The organism is Ottowia sp. (assembly GCF_046348305.1).
Classification (GTDB): domain Bacteria; phylum Pseudomonadota; class Gammaproteobacteria; order Burkholderiales; family Burkholderiaceae_C; genus Ottowia.
The window spans coordinates 674,004-692,038 of the sequence record NZ_JAXMEM010000003.1; the positions used below are offsets into that span (position 1 = coordinate 674,004).

General features: G+C 67.4%; 15 protein-coding genes. 10 read left to right on the forward strand and 5 right to left on the reverse strand.

Features of this window, described 5'->3' with window-relative positions:
* The first annotated feature begins 20 nt into the window (after nt 1–20).
* From U1F38_RS03245 to U1F38_RS03265, 5 genes are all read left to right on the forward strand, one after another.
* Entirely contained in the window at nt 21–383 is a 363-nt protein-coding gene (locus U1F38_RS03245; protein WP_409985603.1) for a hypothetical protein, read from the forward strand.
* Nucleotides 376–3,663: a carbamoyl-phosphate synthase large subunit gene (gene carB / locus U1F38_RS03250; RefSeq protein WP_409985604.1), complete on the forward strand. Its 3,288-nt coding sequence runs from the start codon at nt 376–378 to the stop codon at nt 3,661–3,663. The genes U1F38_RS03245 and carB overlap by 8 nt, the downstream gene beginning before the upstream one ends.
* A 222-nt stretch (nt 3,664–3,885) precedes the next feature.
* The gene (gene greA, locus U1F38_RS03255; protein WP_409985605.1) at nt 3,886–4,362 is read left to right on the forward strand and encodes a transcription elongation factor GreA; all 477 of its coding nucleotides are present in this window, start codon (nt 3,886–3,888) and stop codon (nt 4,360–4,362) included.
* Nucleotides 4,363–4,642: 280 nt separating this feature from the next.
* Entirely contained in the window at nt 4,643–5,068 is a 426-nt protein-coding gene (locus U1F38_RS03260; RefSeq protein WP_409985606.1) for a DUF4149 domain-containing protein, read from the forward strand.
* Nucleotides 5,065–5,955: a Kdo hydroxylase family protein gene (locus U1F38_RS03265; RefSeq protein WP_409985607.1), complete on the forward strand. Its 891-nt coding sequence runs from the start codon at nt 5,065–5,067 to the stop codon at nt 5,953–5,955. The genes U1F38_RS03260 and U1F38_RS03265 overlap by 4 nt, the downstream gene beginning before the upstream one ends.
* A gap of 6 nt (nt 5,956–5,961) precedes the next feature.
* Here U1F38_RS03265 and U1F38_RS03270 read toward each other — a convergent pair whose 3' ends face one another.
* Nucleotides 5,962–6,684 carry a glycosyltransferase gene (locus U1F38_RS03270; protein WP_409985608.1) on the reverse strand — a complete coding sequence of 241 codons (723 nt, stop codon included), beginning with the start codon at nt 6,682–6,684 and terminating at the stop codon, nt 5,962–5,964.
* A gap of 69 nt (nt 6,685–6,753) precedes the next feature.
* Entirely contained in the window at nt 6,754–7,227 is a 474-nt protein-coding gene (locus U1F38_RS03275) for a YhbY family RNA-binding protein (protein WP_409985609.1), read from the reverse strand.
* A gap of 20 nt (nt 7,228–7,247) precedes the next feature.
* On the opposite strand from U1F38_RS03275, the gene U1F38_RS03280 reads away from it, so the two are divergent.
* The 3 genes from U1F38_RS03280 to folP all read left to right on the forward strand — a co-directional run bounded on the left by U1F38_RS03280 (nt 7,248) and on the right by folP (nt 11,009).
* On the forward strand, nt 7,248–7,901 hold the full coding sequence (locus U1F38_RS03280; RefSeq protein ID WP_409985610.1) for an RlmE family RNA methyltransferase: 654 nt from the start codon (nt 7,248–7,250) through the stop codon (nt 7,899–7,901).
* A gap of 166 nt (nt 7,902–8,067) precedes the next feature.
* On the forward strand, nt 8,068–9,987 hold the full coding sequence (gene ftsH / locus U1F38_RS03285) for an ATP-dependent zinc metalloprotease FtsH (protein ID WP_409985611.1): 1,920 nt from the start codon (nt 8,068–8,070) through the stop codon (nt 9,985–9,987).
* A 149-nt stretch (nt 9,988–10,136) separates the two neighbouring features.
* On the forward strand, nt 10,137–11,009 hold the full coding sequence (folP, locus tag U1F38_RS03290; protein ID WP_409985612.1) for a dihydropteroate synthase: 873 nt from the start codon (nt 10,137–10,139) through the stop codon (nt 11,007–11,009).
* A 31-nt stretch (nt 11,010–11,040) separates the two neighbouring features.
* Here the strand turns inward: folP and U1F38_RS03295 are convergent, their stop codons facing one another.
* Complete coding sequence (locus tag U1F38_RS03295) at nt 11,041–11,883, reverse strand: enoyl-CoA hydratase-related protein (protein WP_409985613.1); 843 nt, start codon at nt 11,881–11,883, stop codon at nt 11,041–11,043.
* Nucleotides 11,884–12,021: 138 nt separating this feature from the next.
* Here U1F38_RS03295 and U1F38_RS03300 point away from each other — a divergent pair, with 138 nt between their 5' ends.
* Nucleotides 12,022–13,227: a serine hydrolase domain-containing protein gene (locus U1F38_RS03300; RefSeq protein ID WP_409985614.1), complete on the forward strand. Its 1,206-nt coding sequence runs from the start codon at nt 12,022–12,024 to the stop codon at nt 13,225–13,227.
* On the opposite strand, the gene dinB is transcribed toward U1F38_RS03300, so the two are convergent.
* Together dinB and fahA are read right to left on the reverse strand one after the other, a co-directional pair.
* Nucleotides 13,206–14,456 (reverse strand): DNA polymerase IV, encoded by a 1,251-nt coding sequence (gene dinB, locus U1F38_RS03305; RefSeq protein WP_409985795.1) that lies wholly within the window; start codon nt 14,454–14,456, stop codon nt 13,206–13,208. The genes U1F38_RS03300 and dinB overlap by 22 nt on opposite strands.
* A gap of 151 nt (nt 14,457–14,607) precedes the next feature.
* Entirely contained in the window at nt 14,608–15,924 is a 1,317-nt protein-coding gene (gene fahA / locus U1F38_RS03310) for a fumarylacetoacetase (RefSeq protein WP_409985615.1), read from the reverse strand.
* Between the two features lie 472 nt (nt 15,925–16,396).
* Between fahA and U1F38_RS03315 the strand changes: the two genes are divergently transcribed.
* Complete coding sequence (locus U1F38_RS03315) at nt 16,397–18,013, forward strand: DEAD/DEAH box helicase (RefSeq protein WP_409985616.1); 1,617 nt, start codon at nt 16,397–16,399, stop codon at nt 18,011–18,013.
* Nucleotides 18,014–18,035 lie beyond the last annotated feature (22 nt).

Consider the following 18,035-nt stretch of genomic DNA (forward strand, 5'->3'; position numbering starts at 1 on the left):
CGGCCTATGGCCACCGCACCATGAAGCTCTACGCCTTTCCCCAAGCCAGCCTTGAAAAAGCCATTGCCAAGCGCATGCTGGGCCTGGGCGCGCCGCACCGCGAATGGTTTGCCGAGCGCTGGAGCCAGAAGCCCTACAAGAAGTCCTTCATCGAGCTCAAGGCCATGCCCCTGGTCACCTTTCTGGCCAAGGGCAAGAGCTGGAGCGACGAGGAATTCGCCAGTGAGCTGGCGGCCTGGGACGTGAAGTTCTACGACGCCGAGGCCGCCGTGCTGCGCCCCCTGATCGAGGGTGACGGCCTGATTCAACTGATGCAAAAAAACATGCCGCCCGAGCGCGCCCAGGCGCTCTTGGACAAGCTGGACAACGACCGCCATGCCTAAACGCAACGACTTAAAGACCATCCTCATCATCGGCGCCGGCCCCATCGTCATTGGCCAGGCCTGCGAATTCGACTACTCCGGCGTGCAGGCCTGCAAGGCGCTGCGCGAGGAGGGCTATCGCGTGGTGCTGATCAACAGCAACCCGGCGACCATCATGACCGACCCGGCCACGGCCGACGTCACCTACATCGAACCCATCACCTGGCCCACGGTCGAGAAGATCATCGCCAAGGAAAAGCCCGACGCCATCCTGCCGACCATGGGCGGGCAGACCGCACTGAACTGCGCGCTGGACCTGTGGCGCCACGGCGTGCTGGCCAAGTACAACGTCGAGCTGATCGGTGCGCGCCCCGAGGCCATCGACAAGGCCGAGGACCGCCTGAAGTTCAAGGAGGCGATGACGCGCATCGGCCTGGAGTCGGCGCGTTCGGGCATCGCCCACAGCATGGACGAGGCCTGGGCGGTGCAAAAGAAGGTGGGCTTTCCCACCGTCATCCGCCCCAGCTTCACCCTGGGCGGCACGGGCGGGGGCATTGCCTACAACCCCGAGGAGTTCGAGACCATCTGCAAGCGCGGGCTGGAGGCCTCGCCCACCAGCGAGCTGCTGATCGAGGAGTCGCTGCTGGGCTGGAAAGAGTACGAGATGGAGGTGGTGCGCGACCCGGCCGACAACTGCATCATCGTCTGCTCGATCGAGAACCTCGACCCCATGGGCGTGCACACGGGCGACTCGATCACCGTGGCCCCCGCGCAGACGCTGACCGACAAGGAATACCAGCTGATGCGCGACGCCAGCATCGCCATCCTGCGCGAGATCGGCGTGGACACCGGCGGCTCCAACGTGCAGTTCTCGGTCAACCCGCGCGACGGGCGCATGGTGGTGATCGAGATGAACCCGCGCGTCAGCCGCTCGTCGGCGCTGGCGTCCAAGGCGACGGGATTTCCCATCGCCAAGATCGCCGCCAAGCTGGCCGTGGGCTACACGCTCGATGAGCTCAAGAACGAAGTCACGGGCGGCGCCACGCCCGCATCGTTCGAGCCGACCATCGACTACGTGGTCACCAAGATCCCGCGCTTCGCGTTCGAGAAGTTCCCCGCCGCCGACAAGCACCTGACCACGCAGATGAAGAGCGTGGGCGAGGTCATGGCCATTGGCCGCACCTTCCAGGAGTCGTTCCAGAAGGCGCTGCGCGGGCTCGAAGTCGGCGTGGACGGCATGAACGAAAAGACGCAGGACCGCGAACTGCTCGAAAAGGAGCTGGGCGAGCCCGGCCCCGAGCGCATCTGGTACGTGGGCGATGCCTTTGCTGCCGGCTGGTCACTCGATGAAGTGCACCAGCTCACCAGGATCGATCCGTGGTTTCTGGTGCAGATCGAGGAGATCGTCAAGATCGAGCTGGAGCTGGATGCACACACCGCGCAGCACGGCGACAAGGCGCTGGCCACACTATCAAAAGAGGAGCTGCTCACGCTCAAACGCAAAGGCTTTTCAGACCGCCGGCTGGCCAAATTGTTGAAAACCACCGATGCCGCCGTGCGCGCCGCGCGCCGCGCCCAGGGCGTGCGCCCGGTCTACAAGCGCGTGGACACCTGCGCGGCCGAGTTCCCGACCAACACGGCCTACATGTACTCGACCTACGAGAGCGAGTGCGAGGCCGCGCCCACCGGCAAGAAGAAGATCATGGTGCTGGGCGGCGGGCCCAACCGCATCGGCCAGGGCATCGAGTTCGATTACTGCTGCGTGCACGCCGCGCTGGCCATGCGCGAGGACGGCTACGAGACCATCATGGTCAACTGCAACCCCGAGACCGTCTCGACCGATTACGACACCTCCGACCGCCTGTACTTCGAGCCGCTCACGCTCGAAGACGTGCTGGAGATCGTGGACACCGAAAAGCCCTTTGGGGTGATCGTGCAGTACGGCGGGCAGACGCCGCTGAAGCTGGCGCTCGACCTGGAGGCCGCAGGCGTGCCCATCATCGGCACCAGCCCCGACATGATCGACGCCGCCGAGGACCGCGAGCGCTTTCAGCAGCTGCTGCAAAAGCTGGGCTTGCGCCAGCCGCCCAACGCCACCGCGCGCACCGAGAGCGAAGCGCTGGAAAAGGCCACCGCCCTGGGCTACCCGCTGGTGGTGCGGCCATCGTATGTGCTGGGCGGGCGCGCGATGGAGATCGTGCACGAGCAGCAGGGCCTGGAGCGCTACATGCGCGAGGCCGTCAAGGTCAGCAACGACTCGCCCGTGCTGCTGGACCGCTTTCTGTCGGACGCCATCGAGTGCGACGTGGACGCCGTGCGCGACAGCGCCGGGCGCGTGTTCATCGGCGGCGTGATGGAGCACATCGAGCAGGCGGGCGTGCATTCGGGCGACTCGGCCTGCTCGCTGCCGCCGTACTACCTGAAGGCCGAGACGGTGGCCGAGCTCAAGCGCCAGACCGCGGCGATGGCGCAAGGCCTGAACGTGGTGGGCCTGATGAACGTGCAGTTCGCCATCCAGGAGCAGCCGCAGGAGGGTGGCAGCAAGCAGGACGTGATCTTCGTGCTGGAGGTCAACCCGCGCGCCAGCCGCACCGTGCCCTTCGTCAGCAAGGCCACCGGCATCCAGCTGGCCAAGGTGGCGGCGCGCTGCATGGTGGGCGACACGCTGGACAAGCAGGGCATCGGCGCCGAAGTGACCCCGCCGTACTTCAGCGTCAAGGAAGCCGTGTTCCCCTTCGTCAAGTTCCCCGGCGTGGACACCATCCTGGGCCCCGAGATGAAGTCCACCGGCGAGGTGATGGGCGTGGGCAAGAGCTTTGGCGAGGCCTACATCAAGGCCGAGATCGGCGCTGGCGAGCGCCTGCCGCGGCCGCTCAAGCCCGACGGCACGCCGGCCGGCAAGGTGTTTCTGACCGTGAAGAACCACGACAAGCCGCAGGCCGTCGCGATCGCGCGCGACCTGGTGGCCATGGGTTTTGCCCTGGTGGCCACGCGCGGCACGGCCGCCGCCATCCAGGCCGCGGGCATTGCCTGCGAAACCGTCAACAAGGTGACCGAAGGCCGCCCGCACGTGGTCGATCTGATCAAGAACGGCGGCGTCTCGCTGGTCATCAACACGGTCGAAGAGCGCCGCAACGCCATTGCCGACAGCCGCGCGATCCGCACCAGCGCCCTGGCCGCGCGCGTGCCCACCATCACCACCATCTTCGGCGCCGAGGCGGCGGTGGAGGGCATGAAGGCCATGGATCAGTTGGGCGTGATCTCGGTGCAGGAGATGCACGCGCAGTTGGATACCCCCTGAGTCGCCTGCGGCGCCTTCCCCCAAGGGGGACGACGCCAGTGGCCGGGCCAAGCCCGCTCCACGGCGTCCGCTGGCGTGGCCTGCTCCGCGGCCATTGGGCCCAGCGGCTTTATGCGCTGCAGGGCGTGCACCAGCCGGCACGGCATAATGCGGTCAAGCACCCCCTAATCCCCACCGCCGAGGCGCCGCCTCGGCGGTTTGCTTTTGAGAAACTGACGACCCATGGCTACCCTTCCCATCACCAAACGCGGCGCCGAACTGCTCAAGGCCGAACTGCAGCGCCTGAAGACGCAGGATCGACCCGCCGTCATCGCGGCAATTGCCGAGGCGCGCTCGCACGGCGACTTGAGCGAGAACGCCGAGTACGACGCGGCCAAGGACCGCCAGGGCTTCATCGAGGGCCGCATCAAGGAGGTCGAGGGCAAGCTGGCCGCCGCGCAGATCATCGACCCGGCCACGCTGCACGCCGGCGGACGCGTGGTGTTTGGCGCTACGGTGGAACTGGAGGAAGAAGACAGCGGCGAGCAGGTCACCTACCAGATCGTGGGCGAAGACGAGGCCGACCTCAAGCAAGGCCTGATCAACGTCGGCAGCCCCATCGGCCGCGCGCTGATCGGCAAGGAAGTGGGCGACACCGCCGAGGTGCAGGCACCCGGCGGCGCGCGGCACTACGAGATCATTGCCGTGAAGTATGTGTGACACCCCCCTGAGTCGCTTCGCGCCTCGGCGCTCGCCGCCAGAGGCGGCGGCCCTTCGGTCTGTCCAGACCTGCGCAGGCAGGTCTGGAGCCGCAGACCTCAGCCCCCTCTCTGGCGCTTCGCTTGGAAGGGGGACAACGCCGATGGCCGGTGCAAGCCCGTCCATGGCGTTCGCTGGCCTGGCCTGCTCCGCGGCCTATTGGCTCGTCAAAGTTTCAATGCTTTCCATCGATGCAAAGCGCCGCGGGTGAATGCGTTTGCTCACGCGGCAAAATGCGCCCATGACCGAACGCCTGCCCGTCTACGCCGCCGCCCTGTGGTGGGGCAGCCTGTCGGTGATCGGCTTCATGGCCGTGCCGCTGCTGTTTGCCAACCTGCCCAGCAAGGCGCTGGCCGGTCACGCCGCGGCCCACCTGTTTGCCGCGCAGACCTGGGTGTCGCTGGCGTGCGGGCTGGTGCTGCTGCTGGTTTACAAGCAAAACAGGGCTCTGGCGCCCGCCCATCCAGCGCGGATAGCTATCGTATTTGTAGTTTTCGGCATGCTGCTGGCGCTGTTGCTGGAGTACGCCGTGGCCCCGCGCATCGTGGCGCGGCAGAACCTGCGACTGTGGCACAGCCTGGGTGCGGCCTTGTACGTCGTGCAGTGGCTCTGCGCCGCCGTGGTGCTGTGGCCGCTGGCCGGCCGCCGTGGAGACACCTACCCATGAATTCACCCATTGTCGAAATCGACGCCGCCGACTGGCGCCTGGCCGGTCGCCCCGAATGGACCGCCGCCGTCGAGGCCGGACGGGTGCTGTACTTTCCGCACCTGGCCTTCGAGGTGCTGCCCGGCGAGCGCGCGCTGCTGCGTGCCGACATGCTCTCGCCCAAATCACGCAACGTCAGCCTGGGCGCCGACGGCGTGCTCAAGGGCGCGGGCGGCAGCGCCCAGGAGCAGGCGCAGCTCACGGCCATGGTGGCGCGCTTTCGCCAGCAGGCGCTGCAGCTCATCGACGGCCTGCTGCCCGAATACCGGGGCCTGCTGCGCGCCGCGCCCACCAGCTTTCGCCCGCGCCAGGTCGAGACGCGCCGGCAGTCGGTGCGCGCCGACGACCAGCGCATGCACGTCGATGCGTTTCCGTCGCGCCCCAACTACGGCGAGCGCATCCTGCGCGTGTTTGCCAACATCAACCCCACGGGCGTGCCGCGCGTGTGGCGCGTGGGCGATGACTTCGAGACGGTGGCGCGCCAGTTCTTGCCGCGCGCCAAGCCCTACCGCCTGTGGCAGGCCAAGGCGCTGAATGCGCTGCACGTCACCAAGTCGCTGCGCAGCGAATACGACCACCTGATGCTGCAATTGCACGACGCGATGAAGCGCGACGAGGCCTATCAAAAGAGCGGCACGCAGGTGAGCATGCCCTTTGCCGCCGGCAGCGTGTGGGTGTGCTACTCCGACCAGGCCACGCACGCGGTGATGAGCGGCCAGTTCATGATGGAGCAGACCCTGTACCTGCCCCCCGGGCGCGAGGCCAACCCGCAGGCCAGCCCGCTGGCCATTCTCACGCGGCTGGTGGGGCGACCCTTGGTGGGCGTGGGTGCCGGCGTGGCGCGCTGAAGGAGGTCATTCTTTCCACGCATCGCCCACCCAGCGCGCCGGCTGGATGTGGCGCCAGCGCTTGTTGCGCCGTCCCGCCAGCGCGTCGTGCGGATTCACCTCGCCGTGAAAGATGACGATGCGCGCATCGGCGGGCGGCACCGGCTCGCGCCCGTAGTTGGTCGGCCAGGGCGGGATGCAGTGGTACTTGAAGCTGGGGCACCAGCCGGTGGGCCAGTACGCCAGCTTGCCCTGGCGGTGCAGAAAGTGCGAGAGGAACTCCTGCTCGTTGCGGTACTGCTTTTGCACCTCGTCCATGTGGCCGCGAAAGTAGGCCAGCACGTCGGCGTGCGCGCCCAGCTCGAACCGGTACACCGACGAATTGCCGACGATGCGCTCGCCAAAGCGCCAGAAGCGCGGGTATTCGTGGATGATCAAAAACTCGCCCGGCTGGGTGAAAAAATCGTCCAGCGGGCCGACGATGACCACGTCCAGGTCCACGAACAAGGCCGTGCCCGTGAGGCCGTGCAGGTCGGCCTCGAAGGTGGTCAGCTTCTTCCAGGCGCCGTCGCGCTGGCCGGGCTTCAGGTGCAGATTGAGCGGCGGAATCGGCAGGCACTGCACCTCGGGGCGAATGCCGGTGGCGTCGTCCGTCAGGCAGACAAAATTGAAGTCGCCCGACAGGTGCCGGCGCACCATGCCGTAGAGGCGATTGACGTACTCGGGGCCGTACTTGGTGCCCCATTTCATGCACAAAATGTGCCGCTGGCGCTGGTCAGTCATGCGCGGATAGCTATCAAATAAATAGTCATCGAAAGGTCAATCCGGACGATTTTTCTTGATCGACTTTTGTTTGGGCGGCGCCTTCTTCAGCTTGCCGCCCGGTGACAGCCGCTGGTTGCCCAGCACGCGCACCACGCGCACCTCGGGGCGCTGGCCGCCGCGCTTGCTGTACTTCAGCACCTTCACGTCCTTGGGACCGGCGCGCCGGTCTTCGTCGGGTTCGTGGGTCTTGGCGGGCTTGGGCCGCCACAGCACCAGCAGCTTGCCGATGTGCTGGATGGGCGCGGCGTTCAGCTCGTCGGCCAGTTGCTGAAACATCGCGTCGCGCGCGGCGCGGTCGCCCTCCAGCACGCGGATCTTGATCAGCCCGTGGGCGTTCAGCGCCTGGTCGGCCTCCTTGTGCACGGCGGGCGTCAAGCCGTCGCCCCCGATCATGACCACGGGGTCGAGGTGATGGGCCTCGGCGCGGTGGGCCTTGCGCTGGGTGGGCGTGAGTTCGATTTTCGGCATGCCCGTATTATCCGGGCAGCATGAAAGTCAAGTCCAAAAGCAAAAAGGTCAACAAGGCCTGGCTGTCCGACCACCTGAACGACCCTTACGTCAAGCGGGCGCAGCAAGACGGCTACCGTGCGCGCGCGGCCTACAAGCTCAAGGAAATCGACGAGACCTTGGGCCTGATCAAACCCGGCCAGCGGGTGGTGGACCTGGGGGCCACGCCGGGCGCCTGGAGCCAGTACCTGCGCCGGCGCATGGCGCCGCAGGGCGCGGCGGTGGGGGAACTGGACGGCACGATCGTGGCGCTGGACATTCTGCCCATGGAGCCGATCGAGGGCGTGCAGTTTCTGCTGGGCGACTTTCGCGAGGACGTGGTGCTGGCGCAGCTGGCGGCTGCGCTGGGCGGGCAGGCGCTGGACGTGGTGGTGTCGGATATGGCGCCCAATCTGTCGGGGGTGGAGTCCAGCGATGCCGCGCGCATCGCGCATCTGGTGGAGCTGGCGGTCGAGTTCGCGGGGCAGCACCTCAAGCCCGAGGGGGCGCTGGTGGTCAAGCTGTTTCACGGCAGCGGCTACAGCCAGCTGGTCAAGCTGTTCAAGGAGCGCTTTCGCGTGGTCAAGCCGATCAAGCCCAAGGCATCGCGCGCGCGCTCGGCCGAGACCTTTCTCGTGGGGATCGGGCCCAAGTAGGCGCACGCGCCGGTCGGCCGCCGCGCGGCGGGCCGTGGCGCCTGCGCAGCCAAAGCGGCTTTCGTTACAGGGTTGACGGACGTCAATCGGGTGTTTTGCCTTGAAACGCCTAAAATCAGTCTCATCTGCGTCCAACGCAGCTATTTTCTGAACTGGAGCACAGGCTTTGAATAATCAATGGTTTTCCAAGATCGCCGTCTGGATGGTGATCGCCATGGTGCTGTTCACGGTGTTCAAGCAGTTCGACGGCGGCCGCGCGGCCGGCGCCAACCATGTGGCGTATTCCGACTTCCTGGCCGACGTGCGCAATGACCGCGTCAAGAGCGTCACGCTTCAGGAGGGCCAGGGCGGCACCGACATCGTCGCCATCCTGAACGACGACCGCCGCGTGCGCACCCAGGCCACGTATCTCGACCGCGGCCTGGTGGGCGACCTGATCAACCACAACGTCAAGTTCGACGTCAAGCCGCGCGAAGAAGGCTCGCTCTTGATGACCCTGCTGGTCAGCTGGGGCCCCATGCTGCTGCTGATCGGCGTGTGGGTGTATTTCATGCGCCAGATGCAGGGGGGAGGCAAGGGCGGCGCCTTCAGCTTCGGCAAGTCCAAGGCGCGCATGCTGGACGAGAACAACAACACCGTCACCTTTGCCGACGTGGCCGGCTGTGACGAGGCCAAGGAAGAGGTCAAGGAGGTGGTTGACTTCCTGAAAGACCCGCAGAAATTCCAGAAACTCGGCGGGCGCATCCCGCGCGGCCTGCTGCTGGTGGGCCCCCCGGGCACCGGCAAGACCTTGCTGGCCAAGTCGATTGCCGGCGAGGCCAAGGTGCCGTTTTTCTCCATCTCGGGCTCCGACTTCGTCGAGATGTTCGTCGGCGTGGGCGCGGCGCGCGTGCGCGACATGTTCGAGAACGCCAAGAAGAATGCCCCCTGCATCATCTTCATCGACGAGATCGACGCCGTGGGCCGCCAGCGTGGCGCGGGCCTGGGCGGCGGCAACGACGAGCGCGAGCAGACCCTCAACCAGATGCTGGTCGAGATGGACGGCTTCGAGACCAACCTGGGCGTGATCGTGGTGGCCGCCACCAACCGTCCCGACATCCTGGATGCGGCGCTGCTGCGCCCCGGCCGCTTCGACCGCCAGGTCTACGTCACGCTGCCCGACATCCGTGGTCGCGAGCAGATCCTGAACGTGCACATGCGCAAGGTGCCGATCGGCCAGGACGTCAACTCCAGCGTCATCGCGCGCGGCACGCCGGGCATGAGCGGCGCTGACCTGGCCAACCTGTGCAACGAAGCCGCGCTGATGGCCGCGCGCCGCAATGCGCGCGTGGTCGAGATGCAGGATTTCGAGCGCGCCAAGGACAAGATCTTCATGGGCCCCGAGCGCAAGAGCATGGTCATGCCCGAGGAAGAGCGCCGCAACACGGCCTACCACGAGAGCGGCCACGCGCTGATCGGCAAGCTGCTGCCCAAGTGCGACCCGGTGTACAAGGTCACCATCATCCCGCGCGGGCGTGCCCTGGGCGTGACCATGAGCCTGCCCGAGACCGATCGCTACGGCTACGACAAGGAGTACATGTTGCACCAGATCAGCATGCTGTTTGGCGGGCGCATCGCCGAAGAAGTGTTCATGCACCAGATGACCACCGGCGCCAGCAACGACTTCGAGCGCGCCACCAACCTGGCGCGCGACATGGTGATGAAGTACGGCATGAGCGAGGCCCTGGGCCCCATGGTTTATGCCGAGAACGAGGGCGAGGTGTTCCTGGGCCGCAGCGTGACCAAGACCACCAACATCTCCGAGGAGACCATGCAGAAGGTCGACGCCGAGATCCGCCGCATCATCGACGAGCAGTATGCGCTGGCGCGCAAGCTGATCGAAGACAACCAGGACAAGATGCACGCCATGGCCAAGGCTCTGCTGGACTGGGAAACCATCGACAGCGACCAGATCGAGGACATCATGGCCGGCCGCGACCCGCGCCCGCCCAAGGACTTCACGCCGCGCACGCCCCCCTCGGGCGGCCCCAGCGGCGGCACTCCGGCCGAGGCCAAGCCCACCGAGCCGGCGCCCACGGCGGCCTGATCCGATCGCCGCCTAAAACAACAGCCGGACGCAGAGGACGCAAAAGCAAGCAGAGGACGCGAAAGAAACCATTTTTTGGATTCTTTTGCGTCTTCTGCGAAATCTTTGCGTCCTCTGCGTCCGGTTTTTTTGCGTGGCTCGCAAACCCCATGAATCGTTGGCAGACCACGCGCTTTGACGTGGACCTGACGTTGCCCCGCGTCATGGGCATCGTCAACGTCACGCCCGATTCGTTCTCGGATGGCGGCGCGCACGCCACGCCGGCCGCTGCGCTGCGCCACTGCGAGCAGTTGCTGCGTGACGGCGCCGACATGCTGGACATCGGCGGCGAATCCACCCGCCCCGGCAGCCCGCCGCTGCCGCTGGATCAGGAGCTCGCGCGCGTGCTGCCGGTGCTGGCCGGGGCTGTCAAATTGGGCGTGCCGGTTTCGGTGGATACCTACAAGGCCGAGGTGATGCAGGCCGCGCTGGACTTGGGCGCCGACATCGTCAACGACGTGTGGGCGCTGCGCCAGCCGGGGGCGGCCGATGTGGTGGCGCGCCACGGCCGCTGCGGCGTGTGCCTGATGCACATGCACCGCGACCCGCAGACCATGCAGGCCGCGCCGATGACGGGCGACGCCGTGCCCCAGGTGCTCCAGTTTTTGCAGCGCGCCGCGCACGACCTGCAAGCGCTGGGGGTCGAAAAGTCTCGCATCGTGCTGGACCCGGGCATTGGTTTTGGCAAGACCGTGGCGCAAAACTTCGCCCTGCTGGCGCGCCAGCGCGAGCTGCTGGCACCGGGCTATCCGCTGCTGGCCGGCTGGTCGCGCAAGTCATCGCTGGGCGCGGCCTTGCAGGGCGATGCACCCGCGCCGCCGCCGCCGGCCGAGCGCGTGGTCGCCAGCGTGGCCGCGGCCCTGCTGGCCGTCGAGCGCGGCGCGCGCATCGTGCGCGTGCACGACGTGCGCGAGACGGTGCAGGCGCTGGCGGTGTGGCGGCAAATTTTTTCTCCCTCTCCCTGTGGGAGCGGGTTGGGGTGAGGGCCACCTGGCATGGCGCCGCGCAGGATCGTCAATCGCCAAACGCGCGCAGCGGCGCCAGCGGCGCAAACGCCGCCGCGCGCTTGTCCCGCATCGCCGTGACGGCCTCGCGCACGTTCGCATTGCTCCAGATCGCGCCCTGCACCCAGCCCATCTGGCGCAGGCTGTCGTGCGTGGAGTGCTCACGCGCGTAGTCGATCACCTGCTTGCTGCCCCAGATGGCCACGGGTGGCTTGGCGGCGATCTCGCGGGCGCAGGCCATGGCGCCTTCCAGGCATGCGGCGGGTGACTCGAAGACCTCGTTGACCAGGCCCACCTCGCGCGCGCGGGCCGCAGGCATGCGCCGGCCGGTGTAGGCCAGCTCCTTGACCACGCCCAGCGGCACCAGCTTGGGCAGGCGCTGCAGCGTGCCCACGTCGGCCACCAGGCCAATGTTGATCTCCTGGATGCAGAAGAACGCCTCCGCGCTGGCGTAGCGGATGCAGGCGGCCGTCACCAGGTCCACCGCGCCGCCGATGCAGCCGCCCTGGATGGCGGCGATGACGGGAATGCGCAGCGTCTCCAGCCGGGTGAAGGTGGCCTGCAGCTGGGCCAGCAGGTCGAAGATGGCGGCGCGCCCCTCGGCGCTCTGATCGTCCATCTGGATGCTGCTGCCGAACACCTCCAGCGCCATGCCGGCCGAAAAATGCTTGCCGGTGCTGGAGATCACCAGCACGCGGGCATCCGTGTCCCGGTGCAACTGGGCCAGCACGGCGTCCAGCTCGCGCCAGAAGGCGGGGTCCATGGTGTTCATCGCCTGCGGGCGGCACAGCACCAGGTGGGCGATGTGGTCGCGGACGGAGAACTCGAAGCGGCTCAGGGCGGGCAAGGTCATGGCGAGGTCCTTGGGGGTTTGCGGCAGGCTTGATTCTGACTGGCCACCGCCTGCGTGCGGCGCGCATCGGCGACAAGGAGCGCCGGGTGCCATGCGCTACGATTCCTGCCGAATTTTGCTATCCACAAGGAGACACGCATGACCGTTCAGGGTTTCGATCCCGCCCGCCTGGCCCGCATCAAGACGCACTTTGCCGCCTACGTCCAGGATGGCCGCCTGCCCGGCTGGCAGGTGCAGGTCAGCCGCCGCGGCGAGATCGTCTATCGCGAAAACTGCGGCCAGCGCGACCTCGAGGCCAAGCTGCCGATCGAAGACGACACGGTGTTTCGCATCTACTCGATGACCAAGCCGATCACCTCGGTTGCGGCCATGATGCTGTACGAGGAAGGGCGCTTCGAGCTGACCGATCCGCTGGCCAAGTACATCCCGGCTTTTGCCAACATGCGCGTGTACACCGGCGGGCCGGCGCTCAAGCCCACCACCCGGGCGGCCACCGAGCCCATGCGCATCGTGCACCTGCTGAACCACACCTCGGGCCTGACCTACGGCTTTCACCACATCCACGTGCAGGACGAGATCTACCGCAACGCCGGCTACGAATGGGGCGTGCCCAAGGGCCACACGCTGGAGCAGGCGGTGGACGACTGGGCGCGCCTGCCGCTGCGCTTCGACCCCGGCACGCGCTGGAACTACTCGGTGGCCACCGACGTGCTGGGCCGCCTGGTCGAAGTCATCTCGGGCCAGACGCTGGCCGAATTCTTCCAGCAGCGCATCTTCGACCCCCTGGGCATGAAGGACACGTCTTTTTCGGTGCGCGGCAGCCTCGGCAAGCGCCTGGGCGCGCTCTACATTCCCAACGCCAAGGGCAAGGCCACACGCAACGACGACTTCGGCAATGCCGCGCGCGCCAAGCCCACATTTTTGTCGGGCGGCGGCGGCCTGCTGTCCACCACGCAGGACTACCACCGCTTCACGCAAATGCTGCTGCGTGGCGGTGAGCTGGACGGCGCGCGCCTGCTGGGCAGCCGCACGCTGCGCTACATGACGCGCAACTCGCTGCCCGGCGGGCAGGACCTGGTGCAGTTCGGCATTCCGCTGTTTGCCGAGGTCAAGTTCGACGGCCAGGGCTTTGGCCTGGGCTTTTCGGTGCTGCAAGACCCGATGGCCGCCGGCACCCTGGGCACCGCCGGCGAGTTCGGCTGGGGCGGCGCGGCGAGCACCGCCTTCTGGGTCGATCCGAAGGAAGAAATCACCGTCATCTTCATGACGCAGCTGCTGCCGTCGAGCACCTGGCCCATCCGCACGCAGCTGCGGCAACTGGTTTATTCGGCGCTGGTGGATTGATCCGCAGGTTGCCCAAACAGCGGCAGGCTTTCGGTGAGCGGGGCGGCGGGTTCGGCGGCCGGCACATCGCTGGCGTGACTGAGCGAACCCACGCGCACGCCCAGCAGGCGCAGGCGGCGTGACAGATCCACGCGCTTGAGGCACTGGCCCGCCACCTGGCGGATGCGGTGCGCGTCGGCGGTAGGCTCGGCGATGGTCTGGTCGCGCGTGGCGATCTTGAAGTCATCAAAGCGCAGCTTGATGCCGATGGTCTTGCCCACGTAGCCCTTGCGCTGCAAGTCGGCGGCGACTTGCTCGGCCAGCTCGGTGAAGATGACGCTCAAGGTCGCGCGGTCGCGCACGGCGTGCAAATCGCGCTCGAAGGTGGTTTCGCGGCTCATGCTGACGGGTTCGCTCTCGGTCACCACGGGGCGCTCGTCCAGGCCCCAGGCGGCCTGGTGCAGCCAGGCGCCATGGCTGGGGCCGAAGTGTTCGATCAGCCACGCCGGCTCGCGCGCCGCCAGCTCGCCGATGGTGTGGATGCCGCACTCTTGCAGGCGCGCGTCGGTCTTGGGGCCGATGCCGTTGATCTTGCGGCAGGGCAGGGGCCAGATCAGCGTTTGCACATCCTGCTCGTGCACGATGCTGATGCCGTTGGGCTTGTTGAACTCGCTGGCCATCTTGGCCAGCAGCTTGTTGGGCGCCACGCCCACCGAGCAGGTCAGGCCCGTGGCATCGAAGATGCTTTTTTGCAAAAGCCGTGCCAGCACGCGTCCGCCCTCGCGCTGGCCGCCCGGCACCTGGGTGAAGTCGATGTACACCTCGTCGATGCCGCGGTCTTCCATCACGGGCGCGATGTCCATGATGACCTGCTTGAAGGCGCGCGAGTACTTGCGGTACTCGGCAAAATCCACCGGCAGCAAAATGGCCTGCGGGCACAGGCGCGCGGCCTTCATCAGCCCCATGGCCGATCCCACACCAAAGGCGCGCGCCGCATAGCTGGCCGTGGTGATGACGCCGCGGCCCACGTAGTCCTTGAGGAGCGGAAAAAAATCGACCGGAATGTCGGCCACGTCGCCCGCCGTCCAGGTGCGCTCGGGGCGCTCCTGATTCAGCCGTTCGATCAGCTCATCCTCGTGCCGCCGCGCGCCGCCGATGACCACCGGCAGGCCCTTGAGCTGGGGGTAGCGCAGCCATTCGACGGATGCGTAGAACGCGTCCATGTCGAGGTGGGCGATGCGGCGAATCATGGCTGGGGACACGGGGCAGGATTGTCGCGCTCCACGGCCCCGCTCGATCGAGCCGCCGTACAGCAGGCGGAGCCAGCGAACGCCGTGGCTGGACCTGCGCCAGCCAGTGGCCTTGTCCCCCTGGGGGGAAGGCGCGAAGCGACGCAGGGCGCTACGGTTTGGCCGGCAACACCCGCCCCACGCATTCGCCAAAGCCGATGCGCGCCGCGCCCGGCTTCTCGCACCAGCCGCGCAGCAAGATGGCGTCGCCGTCTTCCACCCAGGTGCGCACCTCGCCGTTGGGCAGATGGATCGGGTTCTTGCCGCCCGCGGTCAGCTCGATCAGGGCGCAGGCGGCATCCAGCGTGGGGCCCGACAGCGTGCCTGTGCCCAGCAAATCGCCGGCCTGCAGGTTGCAGCCATTGACGGTGTGGTGCGCCACCATCTGCGCCGCCGACCAGTAGGCATGGCGGTAGTTGGTCAAGGCCAGCCGCACCGGTGCGCTCTGGGCCTGGCGCATCTGGCTGGTTTCGATCAAGGCCTCCAGCTGAATGTCAAAGCCCCCGCCCGCGCTGTGCGCGCTGCTGGCCAGATAGGGCAGGGGCTGCGGGTCGGCGGCGGGGCGGGTGAAGGGCACGCGGTAGGGCGCCAGCGCCTCCAGCGTCACCACCCAGGGCGAGACGGTGGAGGCGAAGTTCTTGGCCAGAAACGGCCCCAGCGGCTGGTATTCCCAAGGCTGAATGTCGCGCGCCGACCAGTCGTTGAACAGCGCCAGGCCAAAGATGTGGTCCTCCGCCGCGTCAATGCCCACCGCATCGCCCAGCGCATTGCCCTGGCCGATGAACACCGCCAGTTCCAGCTCGATGTCCATGCGCGCGCTGGGTTTCAGCACCGGCGCATCTGCATCGGGCGCCTTGATCTGCCCGCGCGGTCGATGAAAGTCCTGGCCCGAGACGATCACCGACGAGGCGCGTCCGTGGTAGCCGATCGGAATCCACTTGTAGTTGGGCATCAGCGGGTTGTCGGGGCGAAACAGCCGCCCGATGTTGGTGGCGTGATGCACCGAGGTGTAGAAGTCGGTGTAGTCGCCGATGCGCGCCGGCACGGTGTATTCGGCCTCGCTCTGGGCCACCAGGCAGGGCTTGAGCGCGGTTTCTTGCGCCGATCCCGTTTGCAATGCTTTCGATAGCGCGTCGCGCAGCACGGACAAGGGCTTGGGGCCCAGACTCATCAAATGGTTGAGCGTGGGCTCGGCCGCGGCCCGGGCCACGGGCAGTGCGTCACCCGTGAACACGCCGGCGGCCACGGCGGCTGCCATGTCCACGATCTGATCGCCGATGGCCACGCCGCCGCGCCAGGCCTGGCCCGAACCCTTACGCCGGAAGATGCCGTGGGGCAGGTTCTGGATCGGAAAGTCGCTGTTGCCGTCGTTGGCCGACGGCACCCAGCTGGTGCGTTGCGGGTCGTGGGTTGAATTGAGCTGGGGCATGGCGGGCCTCGTGGGTCGTAGGATTCAGAAAGCTGGGGCGAGCATAGCGGCAAGCGGCTTTCCCGTGTCGCTGGGCGGATTGTCCGTGCGCCGGGGCGCATTGTGCGCGTGCGGGCTCGAGCGCAGGCGCCAGTCGGCGTGCATGCGGGTTAACCCGTGACAAAACGGCCGCGAGATGCGATAATTGAGGGCTCGCGCAAGAACGCATGCTTTTTGCGCAGACAGACCGCATCTTCCTTCTCGCCTTGGGCCGCCATGATTTGCCGTGCGGCCCGCACGAACCAAGCCTTGCGCGCAGCGCGTGCCGGGCCGTTCATTCAAGGCCGGGCTCACCTTGCCGGTGATCTCGGTCAACGCTGTCGGATGGTGGGTGTCGATTCATGAACCCGGCGCGCCAACGCATTTCTTGCGCGTGCGCCACCCACCGACAAGCACGGGCTGCGCCGTGCCTTGCGAGAAAGCCATTGTCATCATGACCTCATTCGAGGAAAGCAGCGCCATGGCGCTGGATATCGCCGCGCCCGAAGCCGTCCAGGCCGAGGCCGCTCCCAATCCCTTTGCCGCCCTGGGCCTGTCGCCCGAGCTGCTGGCCGCCATTGCCGACCTGGGCTACAGCGAGCCCACGCCCGTGCAGCAGCGCGCCATTCCGCTGGCGCTCACGCAAGGGGCCGACAACATCAACGACCTGATGGTCAGCAGCCAGACCGGCAGCGGCAAGACCGCCGCCTTCTTGCTGCCCGTGCTGCACACCCTGCTGGTGATGCAGCGCGAGGCCGCCGCGCGCGAGAAGGCTGACTGGGACGCCAAGCTGGCCGAAGCCCTGGCCAAGGGCGAGGCCGCGCCCAAAAAGCCGCGCCGCCACAACCCGACCGACCCGCGCCGCTTCAAGCCCGCCGTGCCCGGCGCGCTGGTGCTGGCGCCCACGCGCGAGCTGGCGCAGCAGGTGGCGCGCGACGCCATCGACCTGGTGCGCCATTGCCGCAACCTGCGCATCGCCACCGTGGTGGGCGGCATGCCCTACCGCGAGCAGATCGCCCAGCTGCAAAACGCCGCGCTCGTCGTGGCCACGCCCGGCCGCCTGCTGGACTTGGCCAGCAACGGCCAGATCGTGCTCGACCAGGTGCGCTTTCTGGTGGTGGACGAGGCCGACCGCATGCTGGACCTGGGCTTTGCCGACGCGCTGGCCGAAATCCACCAGCTGACGGCGCAGCGCCAGCAGACCATGATGTTCAGCGCCACCTTCGCGCCGCCCATCCAGCAACTGGCCCTGCGCGTGATGCACGAGGGCGGCGCGCGGGTGCAGCGCCTGCAGATCGACACGCCGCAGCAAAGCCACGCCAACATCCGCCAGGAGCTGTACTGGGCCGACAGCCCCGAGCACAAGCGGCGCCTGCTGGACTACTGGCTGCGCGACCCCAGTATCGACCAGGCCATCGTGTTTGCCTGCACCCAGATCGAGTGCGACGAGCTGGCCGGTGACTTGCAGCAGGCCGGCTTTGCCGCCGTGGCGCTGCATGGCGCGCTCAGCCAGGGCCTGCGCAACCGCCGCCTGCGGTCGCTGCGCGAGGGCAAGGTGCAGATCCTGGTGGCCACCGACGTGGCCGCGCGCGGCATCGACGTGCCCAGCATCACCCACGTCATCAACCACGGCCTGCCCATGAAGGCCGAGGACTACACCCACCGCATCGGCCGCACCGGCCGCGCCGGGCGCGACGGCCTGGCGGTGACGCTGGCCGAGTTTCGCGACCGCCGCCGCCTGGCCGAGATCGAAGGCCACACGCGCCAGCCCTTCAACGCGCTGATGGTCGATGGCCTGGAGCCCACGCGCCACTTCCCGCCCATCACCCAAGCCGCGCCCCCGCGCAAGGGTGGCGCGCCGCGCCGTGGCAAGGGCCCGCGCCCCGGCGAACACCACCGCGGCGATGCGCGCTCCGGCTTTGGCGCCAAGGCACCGTTCAAAGCCAAATCAGGCTTTGGCGCAGGCCCCAAGGGCGCCGGCAGCTACAAAAACGGCAGCAAACCCGCGCCGCGCTCGCACGCCGGCCGCCCCGCCGCGGCGCGCGCCAAGGCCTACAGCCCGGCGCGCTGAACGCGGATCGCTTGAATATCGG

Bases quoted from the DNA above. Each gene is read 5' to 3' on its own strand.
- U1F38_RS03245 (WP_409985603.1), top strand. From the start codon at position 21: ATGAAGCTCTACGCCTTTCCCCAAGCCAGCCTTGAAAAAGCCATTGCC.
- carB (WP_409985604.1), top strand. From the start codon at position 376: ATGCCTAAACGCAACGACTTAAAGACCATCCTCATCATCGGCGCCGGC.
- greA (WP_409985605.1), top strand. From the start codon at position 3,886: ATGGCTACCCTTCCCATCACCAAACGCGGCGCCGAACTGCTCAAGGCC.
- U1F38_RS03260 (WP_409985606.1), top strand. From the start codon at position 4,643: ATGACCGAACGCCTGCCCGTCTACGCCGCCGCCCTGTGGTGGGGCAGC.
- U1F38_RS03265 (WP_409985607.1), top strand. From the start codon at position 5,065: ATGAATTCACCCATTGTCGAAATCGACGCCGCCGACTGGCGCCTGGCC.
- U1F38_RS03270 (WP_409985608.1), bottom strand. From the start codon at position 6,684: ATGAAATGGGGCACCAAGTACGGCCCCGAGTACGTCAATCGCCTCTAC.
- U1F38_RS03275 (WP_409985609.1), bottom strand. From the start codon at position 7,227: ATGCCGAAAATCGAACTCACGCCCACCCAGCGCAAGGCCCACCGCGCC.
- U1F38_RS03280 (WP_409985610.1), top strand. From the start codon at position 7,248: ATGAAAGTCAAGTCCAAAAGCAAAAAGGTCAACAAGGCCTGGCTGTCC.
- folP (WP_409985612.1), top strand. From the start codon at position 10,137: ATGAATCGTTGGCAGACCACGCGCTTTGACGTGGACCTGACGTTGCCC.
- U1F38_RS03295 (WP_409985613.1), bottom strand. From the start codon at position 11,883: ATGACCTTGCCCGCCCTGAGCCGCTTCGAGTTCTCCGTCCGCGACCAC.
- U1F38_RS03300 (WP_409985614.1), top strand. From the start codon at position 12,022: ATGACCGTTCAGGGTTTCGATCCCGCCCGCCTGGCCCGCATCAAGACG.
- dinB (WP_409985795.1), bottom strand. From the start codon at position 14,456: ATGATTCGCCGCATCGCCCACCTCGACATGGACGCGTTCTACGCATCC.
- fahA (WP_409985615.1), bottom strand. From the start codon at position 15,924: ATGCCCCAGCTCAATTCAACCCACGACCCGCAACGCACCAGCTGGGTG.
- U1F38_RS03315 (WP_409985616.1), top strand. From the start codon at position 16,397: ATGACCTCATTCGAGGAAAGCAGCGCCATGGCGCTGGATATCGCCGCG.